Annotated in this window: 19 protein-coding genes and 1 tRNA gene; 10 read left to right on the forward strand and 10 right to left on the reverse strand. The window is 53.6% G+C overall.

Going from position 1 to position 16,886, the window contains the following annotated elements:
- The 3 genes from R6U67_RS08640 to R6U67_RS08650 all read left to right on the forward strand — a co-directional run.
- The coding region (locus tag R6U67_RS08640; protein WP_410252170.1) for an RNA-guided endonuclease InsQ/TnpB family protein at positions 1-729 on the forward strand (729 nt) is incomplete at its 5' end.
- Positions 730-764: 35 nt separating this feature from the next.
- Complete coding sequence (locus R6U67_RS08645; RefSeq protein WP_410252231.1) at positions 765-896, forward strand: hypothetical protein; 132 nt, start codon at positions 765-767, stop codon at positions 894-896.
- Between the two features lie 54 nt (positions 897-950).
- Entirely contained in the window at positions 951-1,820 is an 870-nt protein-coding gene (locus R6U67_RS08650) for a fructosamine kinase family protein (RefSeq protein WP_410252232.1), read from the forward strand.
- Between the two features lie 111 nt (positions 1,821-1,931).
- Here the strand turns inward: R6U67_RS08650 and R6U67_RS08655 are convergent, their stop codons facing one another.
- From R6U67_RS08655 to purS, 3 genes are read right to left on the reverse strand one after another with little or no spacing between them, the layout of a single operon-like run.
- Complete coding sequence (locus tag R6U67_RS08655) at positions 1,932-2,126, reverse strand: heavy-metal-associated domain-containing protein (protein WP_410252171.1); 195 nt, start codon at positions 2,124-2,126, stop codon at positions 1,932-1,934.
- Positions 2,127-2,172: 46 nt separating this feature from the next.
- Positions 2,173-2,877 (reverse strand): phosphoribosylformylglycinamidine synthase subunit PurQ, encoded by a 705-nt coding sequence (purQ, locus tag R6U67_RS08660; protein WP_410252172.1) that lies wholly within the window; start codon positions 2,875-2,877, stop codon positions 2,173-2,175.
- Positions 2,874-3,161 carry a phosphoribosylformylglycinamidine synthase subunit PurS gene (gene purS / locus R6U67_RS08665; RefSeq protein ID WP_410252173.1) on the reverse strand — a complete coding sequence of 96 codons (288 nt, stop codon included), beginning with the start codon at positions 3,159-3,161 and terminating at the stop codon, positions 2,874-2,876. The genes purQ and purS overlap by 4 nt, the downstream gene beginning before the upstream one ends.
- 105 nt (positions 3,162-3,266) lie before the next feature.
- On the opposite strand from purS, the gene R6U67_RS08670 reads away from it, so the two are divergent.
- Both R6U67_RS08670 and R6U67_RS08675 read left to right on the forward strand, forming a co-directional pair.
- Positions 3,267-3,662, forward strand: coding sequence for a Fur family transcriptional regulator (locus tag R6U67_RS08670; RefSeq protein WP_410252174.1), 396 nt, complete (start codon positions 3,267-3,269; stop codon positions 3,660-3,662).
- A gap of 43 nt (positions 3,663-3,705) precedes the next feature.
- Complete coding sequence (locus R6U67_RS08675) at positions 3,706-4,044, forward strand: hypothetical protein (RefSeq protein ID WP_410252175.1); 339 nt, start codon at positions 3,706-3,708, stop codon at positions 4,042-4,044.
- A 257-nt stretch (positions 4,045-4,301) separates the two neighbouring features.
- Here R6U67_RS08675 and R6U67_RS08680 read toward each other — a convergent pair.
- Positions 4,302-4,386: transfer RNA gene (locus R6U67_RS08680), tRNA-Leu, on the reverse strand.
- A gap of 245 nt (positions 4,387-4,631) precedes the next feature.
- Here R6U67_RS08680 and fabG point away from each other — a divergent pair.
- Positions 4,632-5,396: a 3-oxoacyl-[acyl-carrier-protein] reductase gene (fabG, locus tag R6U67_RS08685; RefSeq protein ID WP_410252176.1), complete on the forward strand. Its 765-nt coding sequence runs from the start codon at positions 4,632-4,634 to the stop codon at positions 5,394-5,396.
- Between the two features lie 6 nt (positions 5,397-5,402).
- Here fabG and R6U67_RS08690 read toward each other — a convergent pair whose 3' ends face one another.
- The gene (locus R6U67_RS08690) at positions 5,403-5,987 is read right to left on the reverse strand and encodes a cupin (RefSeq protein ID WP_410252177.1); all 585 of its coding nucleotides are present in this window, start codon (positions 5,985-5,987) and stop codon (positions 5,403-5,405) included.
- 330 nt (positions 5,988-6,317) lie between these two features.
- Between R6U67_RS08690 and R6U67_RS08695 the strand changes: the two genes are divergently transcribed.
- Complete coding sequence (locus R6U67_RS08695; RefSeq protein WP_410252178.1) at positions 6,318-6,791, forward strand: Hsp20/alpha crystallin family protein; 474 nt, start codon at positions 6,318-6,320, stop codon at positions 6,789-6,791.
- A gap of 108 nt (positions 6,792-6,899) precedes the next feature.
- Here R6U67_RS08695 and R6U67_RS08700 read toward each other — a convergent pair whose 3' ends face one another.
- The 3 genes from R6U67_RS08700 to lysA all read right to left on the reverse strand — a co-directional run bounded on the left by R6U67_RS08700 (position 6,900) and on the right by lysA (position 10,244).
- The gene (locus R6U67_RS08700; protein ID WP_410252233.1) at positions 6,900-7,664 is read right to left on the reverse strand and encodes an isoprenyl transferase; all 765 of its coding nucleotides are present in this window, start codon (positions 7,662-7,664) and stop codon (positions 6,900-6,902) included.
- 112 nt (positions 7,665-7,776) lie between these two features.
- Positions 7,777-8,721 carry a diadenylate cyclase CdaA gene (gene cdaA, locus R6U67_RS08705; RefSeq protein ID WP_410252179.1) on the reverse strand — a complete coding sequence of 315 codons (945 nt, stop codon included), beginning with the start codon at positions 8,719-8,721 and terminating at the stop codon, positions 7,777-7,779.
- A 116-nt stretch (positions 8,722-8,837) separates the two neighbouring features.
- Positions 8,838-10,244 carry a diaminopimelate decarboxylase gene (gene lysA, locus R6U67_RS08710; RefSeq protein ID WP_410252180.1) on the reverse strand — a complete coding sequence of 469 codons (1,407 nt, stop codon included), beginning with the start codon at positions 10,242-10,244 and terminating at the stop codon, positions 8,838-8,840.
- Between the two features lie 205 nt (positions 10,245-10,449).
- Here lysA and rimI point away from each other — a divergent pair, with 205 nt between their 5' ends.
- The 3 genes from rimI to R6U67_RS08725 all read left to right on the forward strand — a co-directional run bounded on the left by rimI (position 10,450) and on the right by R6U67_RS08725 (position 14,394).
- A complete protein-coding gene (rimI, locus tag R6U67_RS08715) occupies positions 10,450-10,995 on the forward strand; it encodes a ribosomal protein S18-alanine N-acetyltransferase (protein WP_410252181.1) in 546 nt (181 codons plus the stop codon).
- Positions 10,996-11,154: 159 nt separating this feature from the next.
- Positions 11,155-13,626 carry an ATP-dependent Clp protease ATP-binding subunit gene (locus tag R6U67_RS08720; protein ID WP_410252182.1) on the forward strand — a complete coding sequence of 824 codons (2,472 nt, stop codon included), beginning with the start codon at positions 11,155-11,157 and terminating at the stop codon, positions 13,624-13,626.
- A 225-nt stretch (positions 13,627-13,851) separates the two neighbouring features.
- Positions 13,852-14,394, forward strand: coding sequence for a rhodanese-like domain-containing protein (locus tag R6U67_RS08725; RefSeq protein WP_410252183.1), 543 nt, complete (start codon positions 13,852-13,854; stop codon positions 14,392-14,394).
- Here the strand turns inward: R6U67_RS08725 and R6U67_RS08730 are convergent.
- Positions 14,382-15,533, reverse strand: a complete 1,152-nt coding sequence (locus tag R6U67_RS08730; protein ID WP_410252184.1) for a hypothetical protein — start codon at positions 15,531-15,533, stop codon at positions 14,382-14,384. The genes R6U67_RS08725 and R6U67_RS08730 overlap by 13 nt on opposite strands.
- 27 nt (positions 15,534-15,560) lie before the next feature.
- Positions 15,561-16,790 carry a site-2 protease family protein gene (locus tag R6U67_RS08735; RefSeq protein ID WP_410252185.1) on the reverse strand — a complete coding sequence of 410 codons (1,230 nt, stop codon included), beginning with the start codon at positions 16,788-16,790 and terminating at the stop codon, positions 15,561-15,563.
- Between the last annotated feature and the right edge of the window lie 96 nt (positions 16,791-16,886).

A 16,886-nucleotide genomic window follows, 5' to 3' on the forward strand; every position in this document is an offset into this window, starting at 1 on the left:
CTTGAAGACAAGAGCGTTCCTGACTTGCCAGCGATCGAGATACATCCCACCGAAACCAATAGCATTGGTGTCGATGCAGGGTTGGAATACTTCATCGCCTGCTCAGATGGCACCAGGAAGCAGCCGCCAAAGTTTTATCGGCAAGCCGAAGATAAGTTGGTTAAGCTCCAGGCTAAACGAGATGCGAGGGCTAAAGGCTCAAAACCACGTCGCAAGCTCAATGAGCGTATTGCCAAGCTGCATCAACGCATTGCGAGGCAGCGGCGGCAATGGCATTTTGAAACGGCTGGCGAGTTGGTGGCCAAAGCTGACGTAATCTTTGTGGAGGATTTGAAAGTTTCCAATCTGGCCCGACGCAATAAGCCAAAACAGGGTGAGGATGGAGCTTTCCTCCCCAACGGTCAATCGGCTAAGTCGGGACTAAACAAAAGTTTTGCTGATGCTGGGATAGCTGGGTTCCTGAACGAAATCCTTCCGTACAAAGCTGCCAAAGCTGGGCGGTTGGTTGTGAAGGTTAACCCCGCTGGCACATCCCAACATTGTGCAATTTGCCTCAACCGAGTTCCCAAGGAGTTGTCTGACCGCTGGCATGAATGCCCGCATTGCGGTGCGTCTATGCCACGGGACGTTAATTCTGGGGTACTCATCAAAAAAGTGGGGTTGGGCGTTCGCCTCACTATAAAACGCGAATCCCGTAACGGGAGGAGAAGCCCGCGCCGTACCGCTTAGCGATCGGCGTCGGGAGTACGTCACGAACCATCACCATTGACGGACAAGTCTATCCCCTCGAACCGGGAACCTGTATCGCCGTGGATGTGGGCGAAGTCCATGAAATCGCCAATCCCGGCGACAGTGAACTGGTATTGACCTATTTGGGTTTGCAAGTTAGCCCGTGAATATCCTAGGCTGAAGCTGGACTATCACCCTGGAACGCCAAACCCGGAATGCCAATGTGGGAGCAAATTGCCGCCGAGATTAGCCAAGCCACCGGAGAACCCTTTAACATCTCTCAAAACCGCTCTGTTGGTGGTGGCTGCATCAATCAAAGTAGTACCCTATCCGACGGGAACCGCACCTTTTTTATTAAACTCAACCAGGCTTCAGCCTTAGAGATGTTTGCTGCTGAGGCTGTGGGTGTCAAGGAAATGTGGGAGACGCACACGATTCGCGTTCCTAAACCCATTTGTTGGGGAACAGCCGGAAACTCCGCCTATCTGGTGATGGAATATCTGGACTTGCAAGGCCGGGGCGGGGGATCTCAGGTGTGGCAGGAGATGGGGCGCAAACTGGCGCAAATGCACCGCACGGGAACCCGCGATCGCTTCGGCTGGGATCGCAGCAACACCATCGGGGCCACCACTCAGATGAATCCCTGGACTGATGACTGGGCTGAGTTTTTCGCTGAACATCGCATCGGCTTTCAACTGCGTCTGGCGGCCCGCAAAGGAATGCACTTTACTGGGGCGGATGAGTTAGTTGAGAGGATTCCTCAACTCTTAGCCGGCCATGATCCGATTTCCTCGATTGTTCATGGTGATCTCTGGGGAGGGAATGCTTCGGTGACCGCCGATGGGGAACCGGTCATTTTTGACCCCGCCACCTATTATGGCGATCGCGAAGTCGACATCGCCATGACTGAACTCTTTGGCGGTTTCCCCGCTGCGTTTTACCAGGGATACAACGCCGAATGGCCTCTCGATGAAGGGTATGATCGCCGCAAAACCCTCTATAATCTCTATCACATCATCAACCACTACAATCTCTTCGGCGGCGGCTACGGCAGTCAAGCCCAAAGTATGATTCGCACCTTGTTAACATAAATTGAGGTCAGAAGAACAGGGGCGACCCGGCAAAAAAAGGTAAAAAAAGATGTGGGGGCGTACCTTGATGGTCGCCCCCTTCCGGCAGTCAATACCCTGTTCCCGATTCCCTCACTCTACCGTATAGCCAGCCTCAGTAATCACCGATTTCACCGTCTCATCAGGCTGTTTGGTCTCAATCGAAACCAACTTTGTCTCCAAATTGGCGCGAACTTCGGCCGTCGCGTCCAACTTCTGAATCGCCTCGGTAATGGTACTGGCACAAGCCGCACAAGCCATGTCTGGGACTTTTACTTCGATTGCCATCGTTCACTAACTCCAAATCTTCGTTAACACCATCTTTAACACCATCTTAAGATGAGACGGCCACCCGTTGACTCTGAAGCAGCCCTTCAAATAGCCCTAAGCCATCGGTTGATCCCAATTGTGCGTCGGCGGCTCGTTCGGGGTGAGGCATCATGCCTAGCACATTTCCCGCTTCATTGCAAATCCCTGCAATATTATTTAACGAACCATTGGGATTTCCTGCCTCATCCACCGCTCCCGAGGGGCTACAGTAGCGAAAGAGAACCCGGCCTTGGTCTTCGAGTTGAGCTAAGGTCTCGGCATCAGCATGATAGCGTCCTTCCCCATGGGCGATGGGCAAGTTGATCTCACGGCGATCGCCATAGCCTTGTGTCCAGGGGCAATCATGACGTTCAATGGTGAGGGGGGCGCGATCGCAGATAAAATGCAGATCCCGATTACGAACTAACGCCCCCGGAAGCAACCCCACTTCCGTGAGAATTTGGAAACCATTACAAATGCCTAAAACGGGCTTACCCGCCTTGGCATGATCGAGAACCGATCGCATAATGGCCGAAAAGCGAGCGATCGCCCCACAGCGGAGATAATCCCCATAGCTAAATCCTCCTGGAACCACCACCACATCAATATCCGACAAATCCGTATCCTGATGCCAGATTTTGCGAGTGGGCTGTTTGAGGATATCTTGGGTGACGTAGACAACATCGCGATCGCAGTTCGAGCCAGGAAAGACAATGACACCGAATCTCATGCTGTTACTCCTTCGGATATTGATTCGGTCACCGCCTGCACCTCAAAGCGATAGTTTTCAATAGTCGGATTGGCCAGGAGGCGATCGCACATCTGATCCACCTGTTGCGTCGCGTCAGCGTCATCGACCGCCGTAACCGTCAGTTCGACATACTTCCCGATGCGGACTCGTTCAACTCCCGTAAACCCGAGTTGTTGCAGTCCCGACTGCACCGCTGTCCCGGCCGGATCTAACACCGAAGGGCGCAGGGTGACATAAATTTGAGCTTGATAAGTTTGACTCACGGCAATGATCAAATGCTTGGCACAATGGTAGTGGAGGTGCTACCTAATCTACGTTACCGTATCGCGTCCCCCAACGATCCACATTTAGCTCCTGAGATCTTGTTCATGAAAACCCGTCGCACCCGTTCCCAAGAAAAAATTATCACCTTGCTCAATACTCAAGGGCGATCGCTCTCCGCCCAAGATATTTATGTCAAATTGCGTCAGCAAAATCAAAGTATGGGGTTAGCGACGGTGTATCGTTCTCTGGAGTCCCTCAAACTTGAAGGGTTAGTCCAAGTTCGTACCCTCGCCAGCGGGGAATCCCTCTACAGTTCCCGCCAGCAAGACAAACACCACCTCACCTGTCTCCAATGTGGGACATCGATTCCCATCGGGGAATGTCCCGTCCATGATCTCGAACATCGCCTACAAGACAAGCATCAGTTCAAGATTTTCTACCATACCCTAGAGTTTTTCGGCCTCTGTGACGCTTGTCTCCAACAAGAAGCGGCCGAGTGAACCCGACTCCTTAATGTGATCTCAATCACCGAGGCTGGGGGCAATGACTCACACGAGAGGGAATGTTGCCATCACTCTCACCGCCTCAGCAGTATCACGGATTCAGGCGAAATGCGTCACGGTCGTTGCCTGGCAGATCATCGATAGTAGTGTTGACCGCATTGAACTATCGGCTAAGATGATGCCCACTCAGTTTAAACTTCCCCAAAACTCCGTTGACGATCTATTTGCTCAAATTTGGCAATCTGGGTATGTTAGCCTTCATGCCCGTCATGTTCTCCGAACTCTCCTATTGGAAGAAGCTTACACCCAAGATGAGCAAGCCACCATTGACCGCCTTCTCTACGCTGTCCGACGAGGTTGGCTCAAAGTCCAGTCGTGAACGACCGAACACGCTCATCAAAGATTACCGTGTCGGCTTCCTACCCAAAGAAGTGCTTTCGACTCCTCGGAGTGACCCGTCTTACCTTCTGGCGATCCGCTTGACCCCGCGTCCCGCAGATCAATGGCATGGAGAATCAAGCCATGCTTGTATGGATCTGGCTTGGTTTTCGCTCCCGTTACCTTTGAGAACCTCAAAAAAAAGGGACAGCCCCAATCGAGGTGGTCCCTTCTTCAGATCTGTTTTGTTTTCCAGAATGCGGAACCCGGGACTTGAACCCGGAAGTCCTAAGCGAACACTAGAACCTGAATCTAGCGCGTCTACCAATTCCGCCAGTTCCGCATATTTAGATGGTGCGGCTTTTTCGTCCGCGATTTACCATTATTTAGGATGTCATTGAATTTGTCAACCCCATTTCGCCCCATTTCGCCACCATTTCGCCAATTGATGTCCCGGAGTTGAGTTGTCGCGGTTCAGCTGACCTAAGTGGGCAAGGCGACGAGGGAGGTTGAGCCGAGGAATTTCTCAAAAGACCGTCAGACCTTAAAATAGGGACTCTTGCCGAGAATAAGGACATTCAACACGCTATGGACGCTTTACCCGCAAATTTGCAACACCTCAACGAGAACGTGGCGATCGTCACCGGTGGGTCCCGAGGTATCGGCCGGGCCACCGCCTTAGCCTTGGCCAGCGAAGGGGCCAATGTGGTGGTGAACTATGCCAGTTCCAGTGCCGCCGCCGAGGAGGTGGTCGCGGAGATTCAGGCGATGGGAAGCGAGGCGATCGCCGTCAAAGCCGATGTCTCCCAAGAAGACGAGGCCAACGCCCTGATTAAAGCCGCCACCGACACCTGGGGACGAGTCGATGTCCTCGTCAACAATGCCGGCATTACCCGCGATACCCTGTTAATGCGCATGAAGCCCGCCGACTGGCAAGCGGTGATCAACCTCAACCTAACAGGAGTGTTTCTCTGTACCCGCGCCGTCACCAAACTGATGCTGAAACAAAAATCAGGACGCATTATCAATATCGCCTCCGTCGCCGGACAAATGGGCAATCCCGGACAGGCCAACTATAGTGCCGCCAAAGCCGGGGTCATTGGTTTCACCAAAACCGTGGCCAAGGAACTGGCCAGCCGAGGCATTACCGTGAACGCTGTTGCACCGGGGTTTATTGCCACCGACATGACTCATGACATCAAAGCCGATGAGATCCTCAAGTTTATCCCCTTGGCACGCTTTGGCGAAGCCACAGAAGTGGCCGGCCTGATTCGTTTCCTGGCGGCTGATCCGGCGGCCGCTTATATGACCGGACAAACCCTAAATGTCGATGGTGGCATGGTGATGGCTTAAACCGCCTCAAAAATGTTCCGCCGTTTGGGCGATCGCATCAAACTTAAAGCGTTTCGGGAAATCGGTTTCCCCATAGAGGTTAAAGGAAATCGTCGGTTCATCCCCTAAGGCTTCAATCGAATGAATCGCACCGGGGCTAAAGGTGATCATTTCCCCTTCACAGACGATGCGATCGCCCACTTTTTCAATGGCGTCCCCCTCAGTCCGTCGCCAAAAGTGATTCCGTTCACAACCACTCAACATCGCCACCAAGCCCCAAGTGGCATGATTATGAATCGTGGATTTTGCCCCCGGTTTCCAAGACACCAGTTGCACGGTGAGAGGGTAGTCCTGTTCAGTATAGAGTTTGGATACAGACCAACCCCGTTGCGCATCCGGGGGAACATAGGCGCTATCGAGCCAGGTTGCCGTTTCCAGGAACTCACAGACCCGAGGGGCGATCGCTTCTAGGCGTTGGCGATCGCTCGTAATTTCGTCCAGAATATCCTCGAGTTCCGTCAAGAATCGATAGAGGCGGTACGGGCGATAGGGGTCCCAGGACTGGAATTCGAGAGACTGGCAGTCTCCATCATCAGTAATAAACCAATTCATCGGCGTGATCAGGTATAGGCTCTTACTAGAGTACGGGCGATCGCTCATCCTAGATGTAATGAAACGAACCTCACCCCACTCCAGATAGCCCTATTGCTAGCTTGCCTCTTGCCCCTTGCCTCTTGCCTCTTGCCTCCCTCCCTTCTTCCCCCTGTTCGGTTCTCCAATCTCATAGTGTTGTCAACCGAAATTCGGGAAGTAACATCTTTTCAGTACGGTTGTCTGCCTTTCAGTTTCCTAATAGAAACGACACAATAAAAACAACAGCGGAGGGAGAACACGCCTCTCCCCCCAGGCAGTTCAAAAAAGAAAATCGGGAGGACATCAATTATGCAACTCTACACGCTTAACCCCTTCAACGAACTCGAACGCCTCGAACGTCAAATCAACCGCGCCTTTAACGAAATTGCCGGAGAAGACAACTCTCGCAACTGGTCAATTCCCATCCAACTCGAAGAAGAAGGAGATGCCTTCATTCTGCGGGCGTTACTCCCGGCGATCAACCGCGAAGACTTAGACATTGAAGTCACCCGTGAAAGCGTGGCGATCGCCGGCGAGTACCACAAGCCCCAACCCGGTGAAGACAACAAACGCTTCTACAGCGAGTTCCCGGTGGGCAAATTCCGTCGTACCCTCAGCCTACCCCTTCCTGTCACCAACAGTGACGCCAAAGCCGAATACCAAGACGGAGTACTGACGCTCACCCTTCCCAAAGCCCCTGAAGCTGTCCATCGGGTAGTCAAAGTCAATGTTTTCGGTGACAGTGAACCTCAACAACTCGAAGCCGAAACCAGCGACAGCTAATCGAAGCCTATAACCGATTCCTCAGTCCTTCATCCTCAGCCCGCCCCCAGCGGGCTTTTTTTAGGCCCTATTCCCAGTTCCGGTGTTCCCTGTTCCCTTCTTCCCCCCCTAAATCGAAGGCGTTTTCACCTTCCCAAACCGGCGATCGCGTCGTTGATAAGCCAGCAACGCCTCACGGAACGCATCGCGATCGAACTCCGGCCAAAGCGTATCCGTCACATACAACTCAGCATAAGCAATTTGCCAGAGTAGAAAATTACTAATCCGCATCTCGCCACTGGTACGAATCAGTAAATCCGGGTCACCCACCCCAGCCGTATAGAGATGCTGTTCAAACAGACTCGCATCAATCTCCTCAGGGGCCAGTTCCCCCCGCTGCACCTGCCTAGCAATCTCCTGACAGGCCGCCAGAATTTCCTGGCGGCCACCGTAATTTGTAGCTACCGTAAACTGAATCCCTGAATTTCCGTCCGTTTGACTCATCGCCGCTTCAATTTCCCGCTGGAGTGAGGCCGGAAGCGTACTTAAATTGCCCACAAAGCGAATTTTGACATTCTTCTCCATCATCTCCTTCAACTGCTGTCGTAGCACCCGCTCAAACAGCATCATCAGGAAATCCACTTCTTCGAGAGGTCGTCCCCAGTTTTCCGTCGAAAACGCATAGGCCGTTAACGCCTGAATCCCCCAATCATCACAACAGCGGACTAAGGCTTTTAAGGCATCAACCCCCCGTTGATGGCCCACCAGACGTGGCAATCCCCGACGCTGCGCCCAACGTCCATTGCCATCCATAATCGCAGCAACATGTTTGGGCAATCGCGTCGGATCGAGGTCAGTGGGTAACGTTCCTAAAAGGGTTGGCTTCGCACTCATATTATTTTCCTCAATCACCACCGCAAACCCGCGTTCATCAGCCATGAACTCGATCGCATTCCGGACGTTAACCCCTGCATTGTATATGCTCGCTTGCTCGTTAAAACGGTCGTTATTGTTTATCCTTGGGCGTCGAAGGCGCAACTCCGAAAAATCGAGAGATGGCCGACCCCCCTTTATGACTTAACTGGCGGGTCAAGTTGCGCCAGTTGGGGGCGACCACTTCCCCATCACCTTTCGTTGAAAAGTAAGCCTCTAAGAGTTCCTTGAGTTTACTACTGGTCAAGGGACGATTGAGGGTCCCTCGCTCCGCTAAAGAGATTGACCCTGTTTCCTCTGAAACTACCACACAGACACAATTTTTGACCCGTTCTGTAATCCCCATAGCCGCCCGGTGGCGTGTTCCCAACTGGCGTGACGCCTTCCGTTCCGACAGCGGTAGGATAGCACCGGCCGAAATAATGCGCGAGGCCCGAATCAAGACCGCACCATCATGGAGCAGAGTACTGGTTTGAAAAATCGTTTGTAGGAGTTCCTTGGAGACCTCGGCATTCAGTTTAACACCTGGCACTGAAAAGTCTCGTTCGTCAATCGGTTGCCGAGTCTCCATGACGATAATGGCACCGGTGCGATTTTGCGAGAGTTCTTTGACGGCATCAACCACCTCATCGACAATACTGTCAGATTTGGGCAAACTATCCCGAGAGGATTGAAATAATCCCGAGATATCGCCCCGGCCAAGTTGTTCGAGGAGTTGCCGAAACTCAGATTGCAAGGTCACCGCCATCGCGACCGCTGAAATAATGGCAATTTTATCTAACACAAAATGCAGCAAACTGAGGTTGAGGGCATTACCGACCGCTGCTGCCACAATCAAAAACACTAACCCTTGTACCATCCAGAGGGTCCGCCGCTCGCTGACGACCACCAGAATTGTATAGGTCAGCACAAAGACCAACCCGATGTCAATAATGACCCAGGATTGTTGAATCAAGCGCCACAGCGCGGGCTGAGTTTCGCTCGAATTTGCTAACCATTGCTGCCACAGAGATTCCATTGAACTCTGGATATTCCTCGTACTGCTCGCTACCCAAGTCCATCGTCAACGGCCCGTTCCCGAGTGGGTGACTCGGGACGGGATAACGGATTAACGGCCCGTTACCAGCCGAAGCGTTAGGGTCTAGGAGTCTTTGCGACTAACCGTTCGGGTAAGCAATCCTGGCGCAGTAGATCCGCGTAGGTTTCTCGCTGTAAAATCAGGTTCGCTTCTCCGTCACAGACCAAGACCGCTGCGGGGCGGGGAAGTCGGTTATAGTTCGACGACATACTGTAATTGTATGCCCCGGTTCCCATTACGACGAGAATATCTCCAGCTTCGGTCGCCGGAAGTTGGGCATCGGCGATGACGACATCCCCTGATTCGCAATGTTTCCCGGCAATGGTTACCGTTTCGGTGGCGGCGGCGCTCATGCGGTTCGCCACCACAGCACGATACCGGGATTGGTAGGTGATGGGCCGAGGATTGTCCGACATTCCTCCATCTACCGTAATATAATCTCGCACCCCAGGAACGGTTTTACGAGCGCCAATGCTGTAGGCGGTGACGCAGGCGGTGCCAATGAGCGATCGCCCCGGTTCGCACAGCAAGCGCGGTAGGGGGAGATTAGCCTCGCGACAGGCCCGGGTGAGGCGATCGCAGATGGTTTTAACCCAGGCATCAATACTCGGGGGATCATCATCTTCGGTATAGCGAATCCCCAGTCCTCCACCGACGTTTAACTCCGTCACCGGTAGATTATACGATTGCGCCCGTTGCAGCCAGGACACCATCACCTCAGGTAAATCATGATGGGGTTGCAACTCAAAAATTTGCGAGCCAATATGGGCATGGAGACCGACACAGTTGAGACTCGGCTGTTGCGAGACAAACTGCAACACCGCATCGAGAGAGTCGGGGTCAAAGCCAAACTTACTGTCAATGTGGCCCGTTTGAATGTACTCGTGAGTATGACATTCAATGCCGGGGGTGAAGCGTAACATCAGCCGCACGGGATCGCGGCGATCGCCCATTAACTCCACCAAGATCTGTAAATCCTGCCAGTTATCGGCCACCACCGTGATCCCCGCCTCGATGGCATAGTTGAGTTCCTGAGCCGATTTATTGTTGCCATGCAGATACAGGCGATCGGGAGCCACACCGGCGTTGAGGGCCGTGTAGAGTTCCCCACCACTGACCACATCGACTCCCAATCCTTCATTGGCGACGATGGCACAGACGGCTAGACAACTCCAAGCCTTCGAGGCAAACAGCACTAGACTCTCGCCGTCATAGTATTGAGCAAAAGCATCTCGATATTGACGACAGGCCGTCCGCAGGGTCGTTTCATCCAAAATGTAGAGAGGAGAGCCGAAGCGACGCACCAGCGTCGGCACATCACAGCCCCCAATTTCTAAGGACTCATGGTCACCGAGACGGGTGGTGAGGGGGACAAGGCTTTGATTAGGAGAAGATGAGGCGATCGCCTGGTCCAGAAAGCTGCGACCAGATTGGGGTTTGTCAAGAGAAGGAGTCGAGACCATAGAAGTGAGAGAGGGACAAGTAATACTGTAATGAGGGTTAAGGGATCCGTGAACGTCGAGGGTGCTGCCGGCGACATCGAGGGCAATCGCTCAACCCATCCCTTCTTAGTGTACGATCAAGGGCTACCAATGCTGAATCCTTTGTGGGTTTAGGTGTTGGTTGGGCTATTGTTTTCTCTATCGTCTTGTGTCGTCCTTTGCTGTTGTGACTCGTCTGGCGCTCCATCCCCTCACTGAAGCTCATCTCGGCCCAATCCTGGCTCTCGATCATCTCTGTTTCGGGGGATTATGGACCGAAGAGGGCTATCGACGCGAACTCGATAGCCCCAATAGTATTCTTCTGGGGATCGAAGACCGCGATCACCCCGACTCATTGCTGGCCCTAGGCTGTCTTTGGGCCATCGTCGATGAAGCCCATCTAACCCTTGTGGCCGTTCACCCCGAACAGCGCCGCCGGGGACTCGGACAGTTACTCCTCTGGGGACTGTTGCGGGCCGCCCGCGATCGCCAACTGGCCCGGGCCACCCTAGAAGTCAACGCCGAGAACCGGGCCGCGCGATCGCTCTACCAACAATTTGGCTTTCAAGAAGCCGGACGGCGACGGCGTTACTATGCCAATGGGGATGATGCGTTAATTTTGTGGTTAAGTGGGCTACAAAATCGCAATTTCTTACAAAAATTAGAGGAATGGGATCAGCAAATTCAACAGCGGATTCAAGCTTGGGGCGGAAAAATCTTAAGACGTTGTTAAATCCCGTCAAAACACTGGAGCAAGCCTCATCGATCAAATTGAAAGAGGAAGTCTGTAGCAAGACTTGAGTCAGGTTTGCTATGCTAATTCAAGCACGACAACTAGCGCCTGTGGAACGGGTCCCCCGCCTTAAACACTGTTCGGTATCGGAAGTAAGCCATGTTTGAACGATTTACAGAAAAAGCCATTAAAGTCATCATGCTCGCCCAGGAGGAAGCCCGCCGCCTGGGACACAACTTCGTGGGTACGGAGCAAATCCTCCTCGGATTAATCGGTGAGGGGACCGGCGTCGCCGCCAAAGTCCTCAAATCGATGGGTGTGAACTTAAAAGACGCTCGCATCGAAGTCGAGAAAATTATCGGTCGAGGCTCGGGCTTCGTCGCCGTGGAGATCCCCTTCACGCCCCGAGCCAAGCGAGTTCTGGAACTGTCCCTCGAAGAAGCCCGCCAACTCGGTCATAATTACATTGGCACTGAACATCTGCTCCTGGGCCTGATCCGCGAAGGAGAAGGCGTCGCCGCTCGGGTTCTCGAAAACCTCGGCGTCGATCTCTCCAAGGTTCGCACTCAGGTGATTCGGATGCTCGGTGAGACGGCTGAAGTGGCCGCCGGTTCGAGTGGAGGCCGCACCAAAACCCCGACCCTGGATGAGTTTGGCTCCAATCTCACCCAATTGGCCGGTGAAGGAAAACTCGATCCCGTTGTGGGTCGTCAGAAAGAAATTGAGCGCGTGATTCAGATTTTGGGTCGCCGCACTAAAAATAACCCCGTCCTGATTGGAGAGCCGGGGGTCGGAAAAACGGCGATCGCCGAAGGTCTGGCCCAACGCATCTGCACCAATGATATCCCCGATATCTTGGAAGAAAAGCGGGTCGTCACCCTTGATATCGGGTTGCTCGTCGCCGGGACCAAATACCGGGGTGAGTTTGAGGAACGCCTCAAAAAAATCATGGATGAGATTCGCCAAGCCTCCAATGTCATTCTCGTCATTGACGAGGTGCATACCCTGATTGGAGCCGGGGCCGCTGAAGGAGCCATCGACGCCGCGAATATCCTTAAACCGGCACTGGCTCGCGGTGAACTGCAATGTATCGGTGCCACCACCCTGGATGAGTATCGTAAGCATATTGAACGCGATGCTGCCCTAGAACGGCGCTTCCAGCCGGTGATGGTCGGTGAGCCGACGGTGGATGAAACCATCGAAATTCTCTACGGCTTACGGGAACGCTACGAACAGCATCACAAGCTGAAAATTGATGATGAGGCCCTAGAAGCCGCCGCGAAATTGTCCGATCGCTACATCAGCGATCGCTATCTCCCCGACAAGGCCATTGACCTCATCGATGAAGCTGGCTCGCGGGTGCGCCTGCTCGAATCGCAACTTCCCCCCGCCGCCAAGGAACTCGACAAGGAACTGCGCCAAGTCCTCAAGGACAAGGACGACGCGGTGCGCTCTCAGGACTTTGATAAAGCCGGGGGCCTGCGCGATCGCGAAATGGAAATCAAAGCCGAAATCAAGGCCATCGCCCAAAGCCGCAAAAACGAAACCGCCAGCAGCAACGAAGATTCTCCCACCGTCGGCGAGGAAGACATCGCCCATATCGTCGCCAGTTGGACCGGCGTTCCGGTGAACAAACTCACCGAGTCCGAGTCCGAGAAACTGCTGCATATGGAAGGAACCCTGCACCAGCGACTGATTGGTCAGGATGAAGCCGTCCGCGCCGTCTCCCGCGCCATTCGCCGCGCTCGCGTTGGCTTGAAGAACCCCAACCGTCCCATTGCTAGTTTCATCTTCTCTGGACCGACTGGGGTGGGTAAAACTGAGCTAACCAAAGCCCTGGCCTCCTACTTCTTCGGCTCAGAAGAAGCCATGATTCGCCTGGATATGTCTGAGTATATGGAACGTCACACCGTCTCCAAACTCATCGGCTCCCCTCCCGGCTATGTAGGCTACAACGAAGGCGGACAACTCACCGAAGCGGTGCGCCGTCGTCCCTACACGGTGATTCTCTTTGATGAGATTGAGAAGGCTCACCCCGATGTCTTCAATATGCTGCTGCAAATCCTTGAAGATGGTCGCCTCACCGACGCCAAAGGGCGCACGGTGGACTTCAAGAATACCTTGATTATCCTCACCTCCAACATTGGCTCTAAGGTCATCGAGAAAGGTGGCGGCAGTCTCGGCTTCGAGTTCGACGACGACAAGACGGAAGCGCAATACAACCGTATCCGCAACCTCGTCAACGAAGAACTCAAGCAATACTTCCGTCCCGAGTTCCTCAACCGTCTCGATGAAATCATTGTCTTCCGTCAACTCACCAAAGAGGAAGTCAAGGAAATCAGCGATATTCTCCTCAAGGAAGTCTTTGCCCGTCTCTTGGAACAAGGCATTGATCTCAAGGTGACGGAGAAATTCAAAGATCGCCTCGTCGAAGAAGGCTACAACCCCAGCTACGGTGCGCGTCCCCTACGTCGGGCCATTATGCGCCTCCTCGAAGACAGTCTCGCGGAGGAAATCCTCTCGGGCCGGATTCAAGATGGCGACGGCGCTCTCGTGGATGTGGATGATGAGGGTAAAGTGGTGATCAAAAGCCAAGAACCTCAAGAAGACCTCTTGGTTCCCGCTGACTAGATCCCTCTAGCCTATAGCACACTTCCGATGCTTTGTCAACCCCTAACCAGCCGGTTAGGGGTTTTGTCGCGGAGTTTTATTACCATATGATAGAATGAGCTAGAGTGGCTGTATCGCCTAACGGTTGTTCTAGCTGTAGGTAGATGCTTTCAGACCCAGGTAACCACGACAATCAAGATCAGGGTTTTCCTGTTGTTCAATGTTCCCTCTATTGCCTTTAAATCTATGACCTTCATCTCGTCTAACCCCACCGATAAACTCAATTCCCTCCATCCAACCCAGCTCAAACAGCAGTTGGAGGCCGGCGAAACCCTCTTAATTGATGTCCGTGAACCCTCCGAACACGCCGGAGAGAAGATTGACGGTGCGCAACTGATGCCGCTGTCTCGCTTCAATCCAGCGGACATTCCCGGCGATCGCGCCTTTGTCTTATATTGCCAAAGTGGCAATCGTTCCGCTCAAGCGGCGCAAAAGCTCTTCGCGGCTGGCTTTGAGCAAGTGAGCCACCTCGATGGCGGCTTGAACGCCTGGAAACAAGCCGGACATCCTACCCTCGTTAACAAAAATGCCCCCATTAGCATCATGCGCCAGGTGCAAATCGTGGCCGGCTCCTTGGTGCTGATTGGAACCTTACTCGGGGCGTTTGTCGCTCCGGGATTCCTCTTCCTCAGTGGTTTTGTCGGGGCCGGATTGCTGTTTGCGGGCGTCTCCAACACCTGCATGATGGCCCGGTTGCTGGCTAGACTCCCCTACAATCAGCGGGTTTGAGCCTCTGTCTGCGACATCCAACGGAAGACAATCATCGCCAAGCGATCGCTGAACCCCACCCCAAATGACAAGAGCAAAATCGCCTCATCCGTCATTGACAGTGGGGTTTCCGACTCGAATGGCGTCAGCAACGACAAGAGCGCATCCAAGACAAAATAACTCGCTCCCCCAAAGACAACCCCCTGAATGGGGCGTAATAGCATCCATTGCGTCATTTCACGCAAGCGGCGAAAGGGATGATAGAGGAAACGGGCCAGAATAGCCGCCAGACTGCCGAATAAACTCCAAACAAAGACGGGCCAGGGAATGCCAATCAGGGGTAATGTTTGCTGGCTCACGCTCTCGACGACAAATCCATGGCCCCAAAAGACGACGAAGAGAACAATGAGAGCTACGGCGGCCAGGATGTAGAGAATGGAGAAGGTGATAATGGCCCCAGGGAGGGTGCGATCGCGCACCAGCAACGACTCAATCACTCCCTGGCGGCGTTCGATCTCCAGAAGCGTTCCCAGGAGGGATTGGGCCTCATGGCTGAATAGGTCAAACTCGCGGCTGTTGAGACCTGTTTGGGGTAGTTGTTCGACTAATAGGGCGATCGCCCCCTGCTGCATCTGCGCTTCTTGCTGTAATTGGCGATCGCTCATCGCTTCGATCAGGGGGGCCAGAGAGCGGCGATGGCTCAAGGCCGGCGGAACCTGATGCCAAAATTGACGTTCGAGAGTCGTTTCCTTGAGAGCAATGGCGGCCGCTAAGGCCTGATGCTTCTCCGGTGAGGAAGCCTCAAGAGACTGACGGGCCAACTCCTGTAAATCGCCCGCGATCGAGGCCGGAGCGATTGTGGCGGCCGAGTGAGTGCGTCCCTCTAAGGGCGCCGGTTCTCGCAAGGCGGCGAGATTGGCTAACTCAGCCTCCAGGGATAAGCAGCGAGTCAGCCGTTGGCGTAAGGAGTCATCGGGCGGTGGCGAGGCTTTGGAGGTGGCCTCAGACGCGGGTGAAGACGCGGGTGGAGACGCGGGTGAGGACAAGCGGCCCGCCTCAAACCAAGGATGGCTGGCGGGTGAGTCTCCCCCTTCGTCCAGATTGTCGTCTACATCTTCGTCCACATTTTTCGGATTAGACTCAAGCGGCTCAAAGGTCATAACGAGTCCAAAACAGGGTAGCCAAGATTAGGAATCCAAGGGGATCGATTTGGCGATCGCCACCAAGGGAAAATTCTCCGGATAACGAGCTTCCGTTTTAATCCGTTCTACCTCAGCCTTGGGAATCGCCAGACCCGTTTTCTGGGCGATCGTCTGCACAATCCCCGCTCGATCCACGACCCCAGCAACGGCATCGGCTGGGGTTAAAATGGTCAACTCCCGAAGCTGCGATCGCTCCAATTGCAAAATCGCATCCAACACCGTTGCGGTTTCGCGGAGGGTCACTAATTCCGAGATTGGATGAGCGATGGTTTCCAAGGTTTGCATCTCCCAGCGCGATCGTTCAATCGTCCGCAGATCTTGGGGGTCAATCGCGCCACGATAACGTCCATTGGAGGCGGCAAAATAGGGTTGATGCTGAGATTGTCCGTCATAGAGTTCCGAAAGCAGGTAGCGATCCGTAAACTCACGAATCGTCATCTGGCCATCGACCACCCGAAACTGTCGTGTCATGGCTTCGCTGACGGGAGTATTGATCAACAGTTCTTGTAAGCGGGTGATGCGGCCATAGTTGTTGGCATTTTGCAGAATGAACCAACCAATCAGGGCCATCCAGAAGCCTCCGGTGAACCCGGGAACGGTTAGGGCCACAAATAAACCAAAGGCGATCGCCCCGGTTCCCAGAAAAACCCCGGATTGGGCAGCCCAACGGACGGCTTTGAAGCGATCGCCCGTTGCTTTCCAAATGGCGGCTTTGAGCACTTGTCCCCCATCAAGAGGTAAGCCAGGGATAAGATTAAACAGACACAGCACTAAGTTGATTGTGGCTAAATTGCCCAACAACACTCCCGCTGGTGTTGAGCCACTCGGTAATATCGAGACGAGGAGCGACAGCAGCACAAAGAGGGCAAAACTCACGGCTGGCCCGGCGATGGCCACCTGAAAGGCTTGTCCTGGGGTTTTCGATTCCCGATCAATGGCCGCAACTCCGCCAAATAGGAACAGGGTAATGGAGTTGACCTTGATGCCCTGAGTTTGAGCCGTTAAACTATGGCCGAGTTCATGCAGGACCACTGAGACAAACAGCAACAGGGAACTGATAAAGCCAGCTACGAAGGGGATGGCTCCACCCCAGTTATAGGTTTCTTGCCAAGCAACGCCTTTGGCAATGGTGAATAAGGCCAAAATCAGGAGCCAAGATGAATGAATGTAGAGCGGAATCCCAAACAGCGAGCCAATTCGCGCACCTGATTGCATGAAACTATCCCTTTAATCTGCTAAACAGCTTTGGTGGATGGCTGAACCGCCTGTAACTCTGGCAACAAACAACTTCACCCAAGATCTCACCTCTCC

The organism is Sodalinema sp. (genome assembly GCF_046483825.1).
Lineage (GTDB): Bacteria > Cyanobacteriota > Cyanobacteriia > Cyanobacteriales > Geitlerinemataceae > Sodalinema.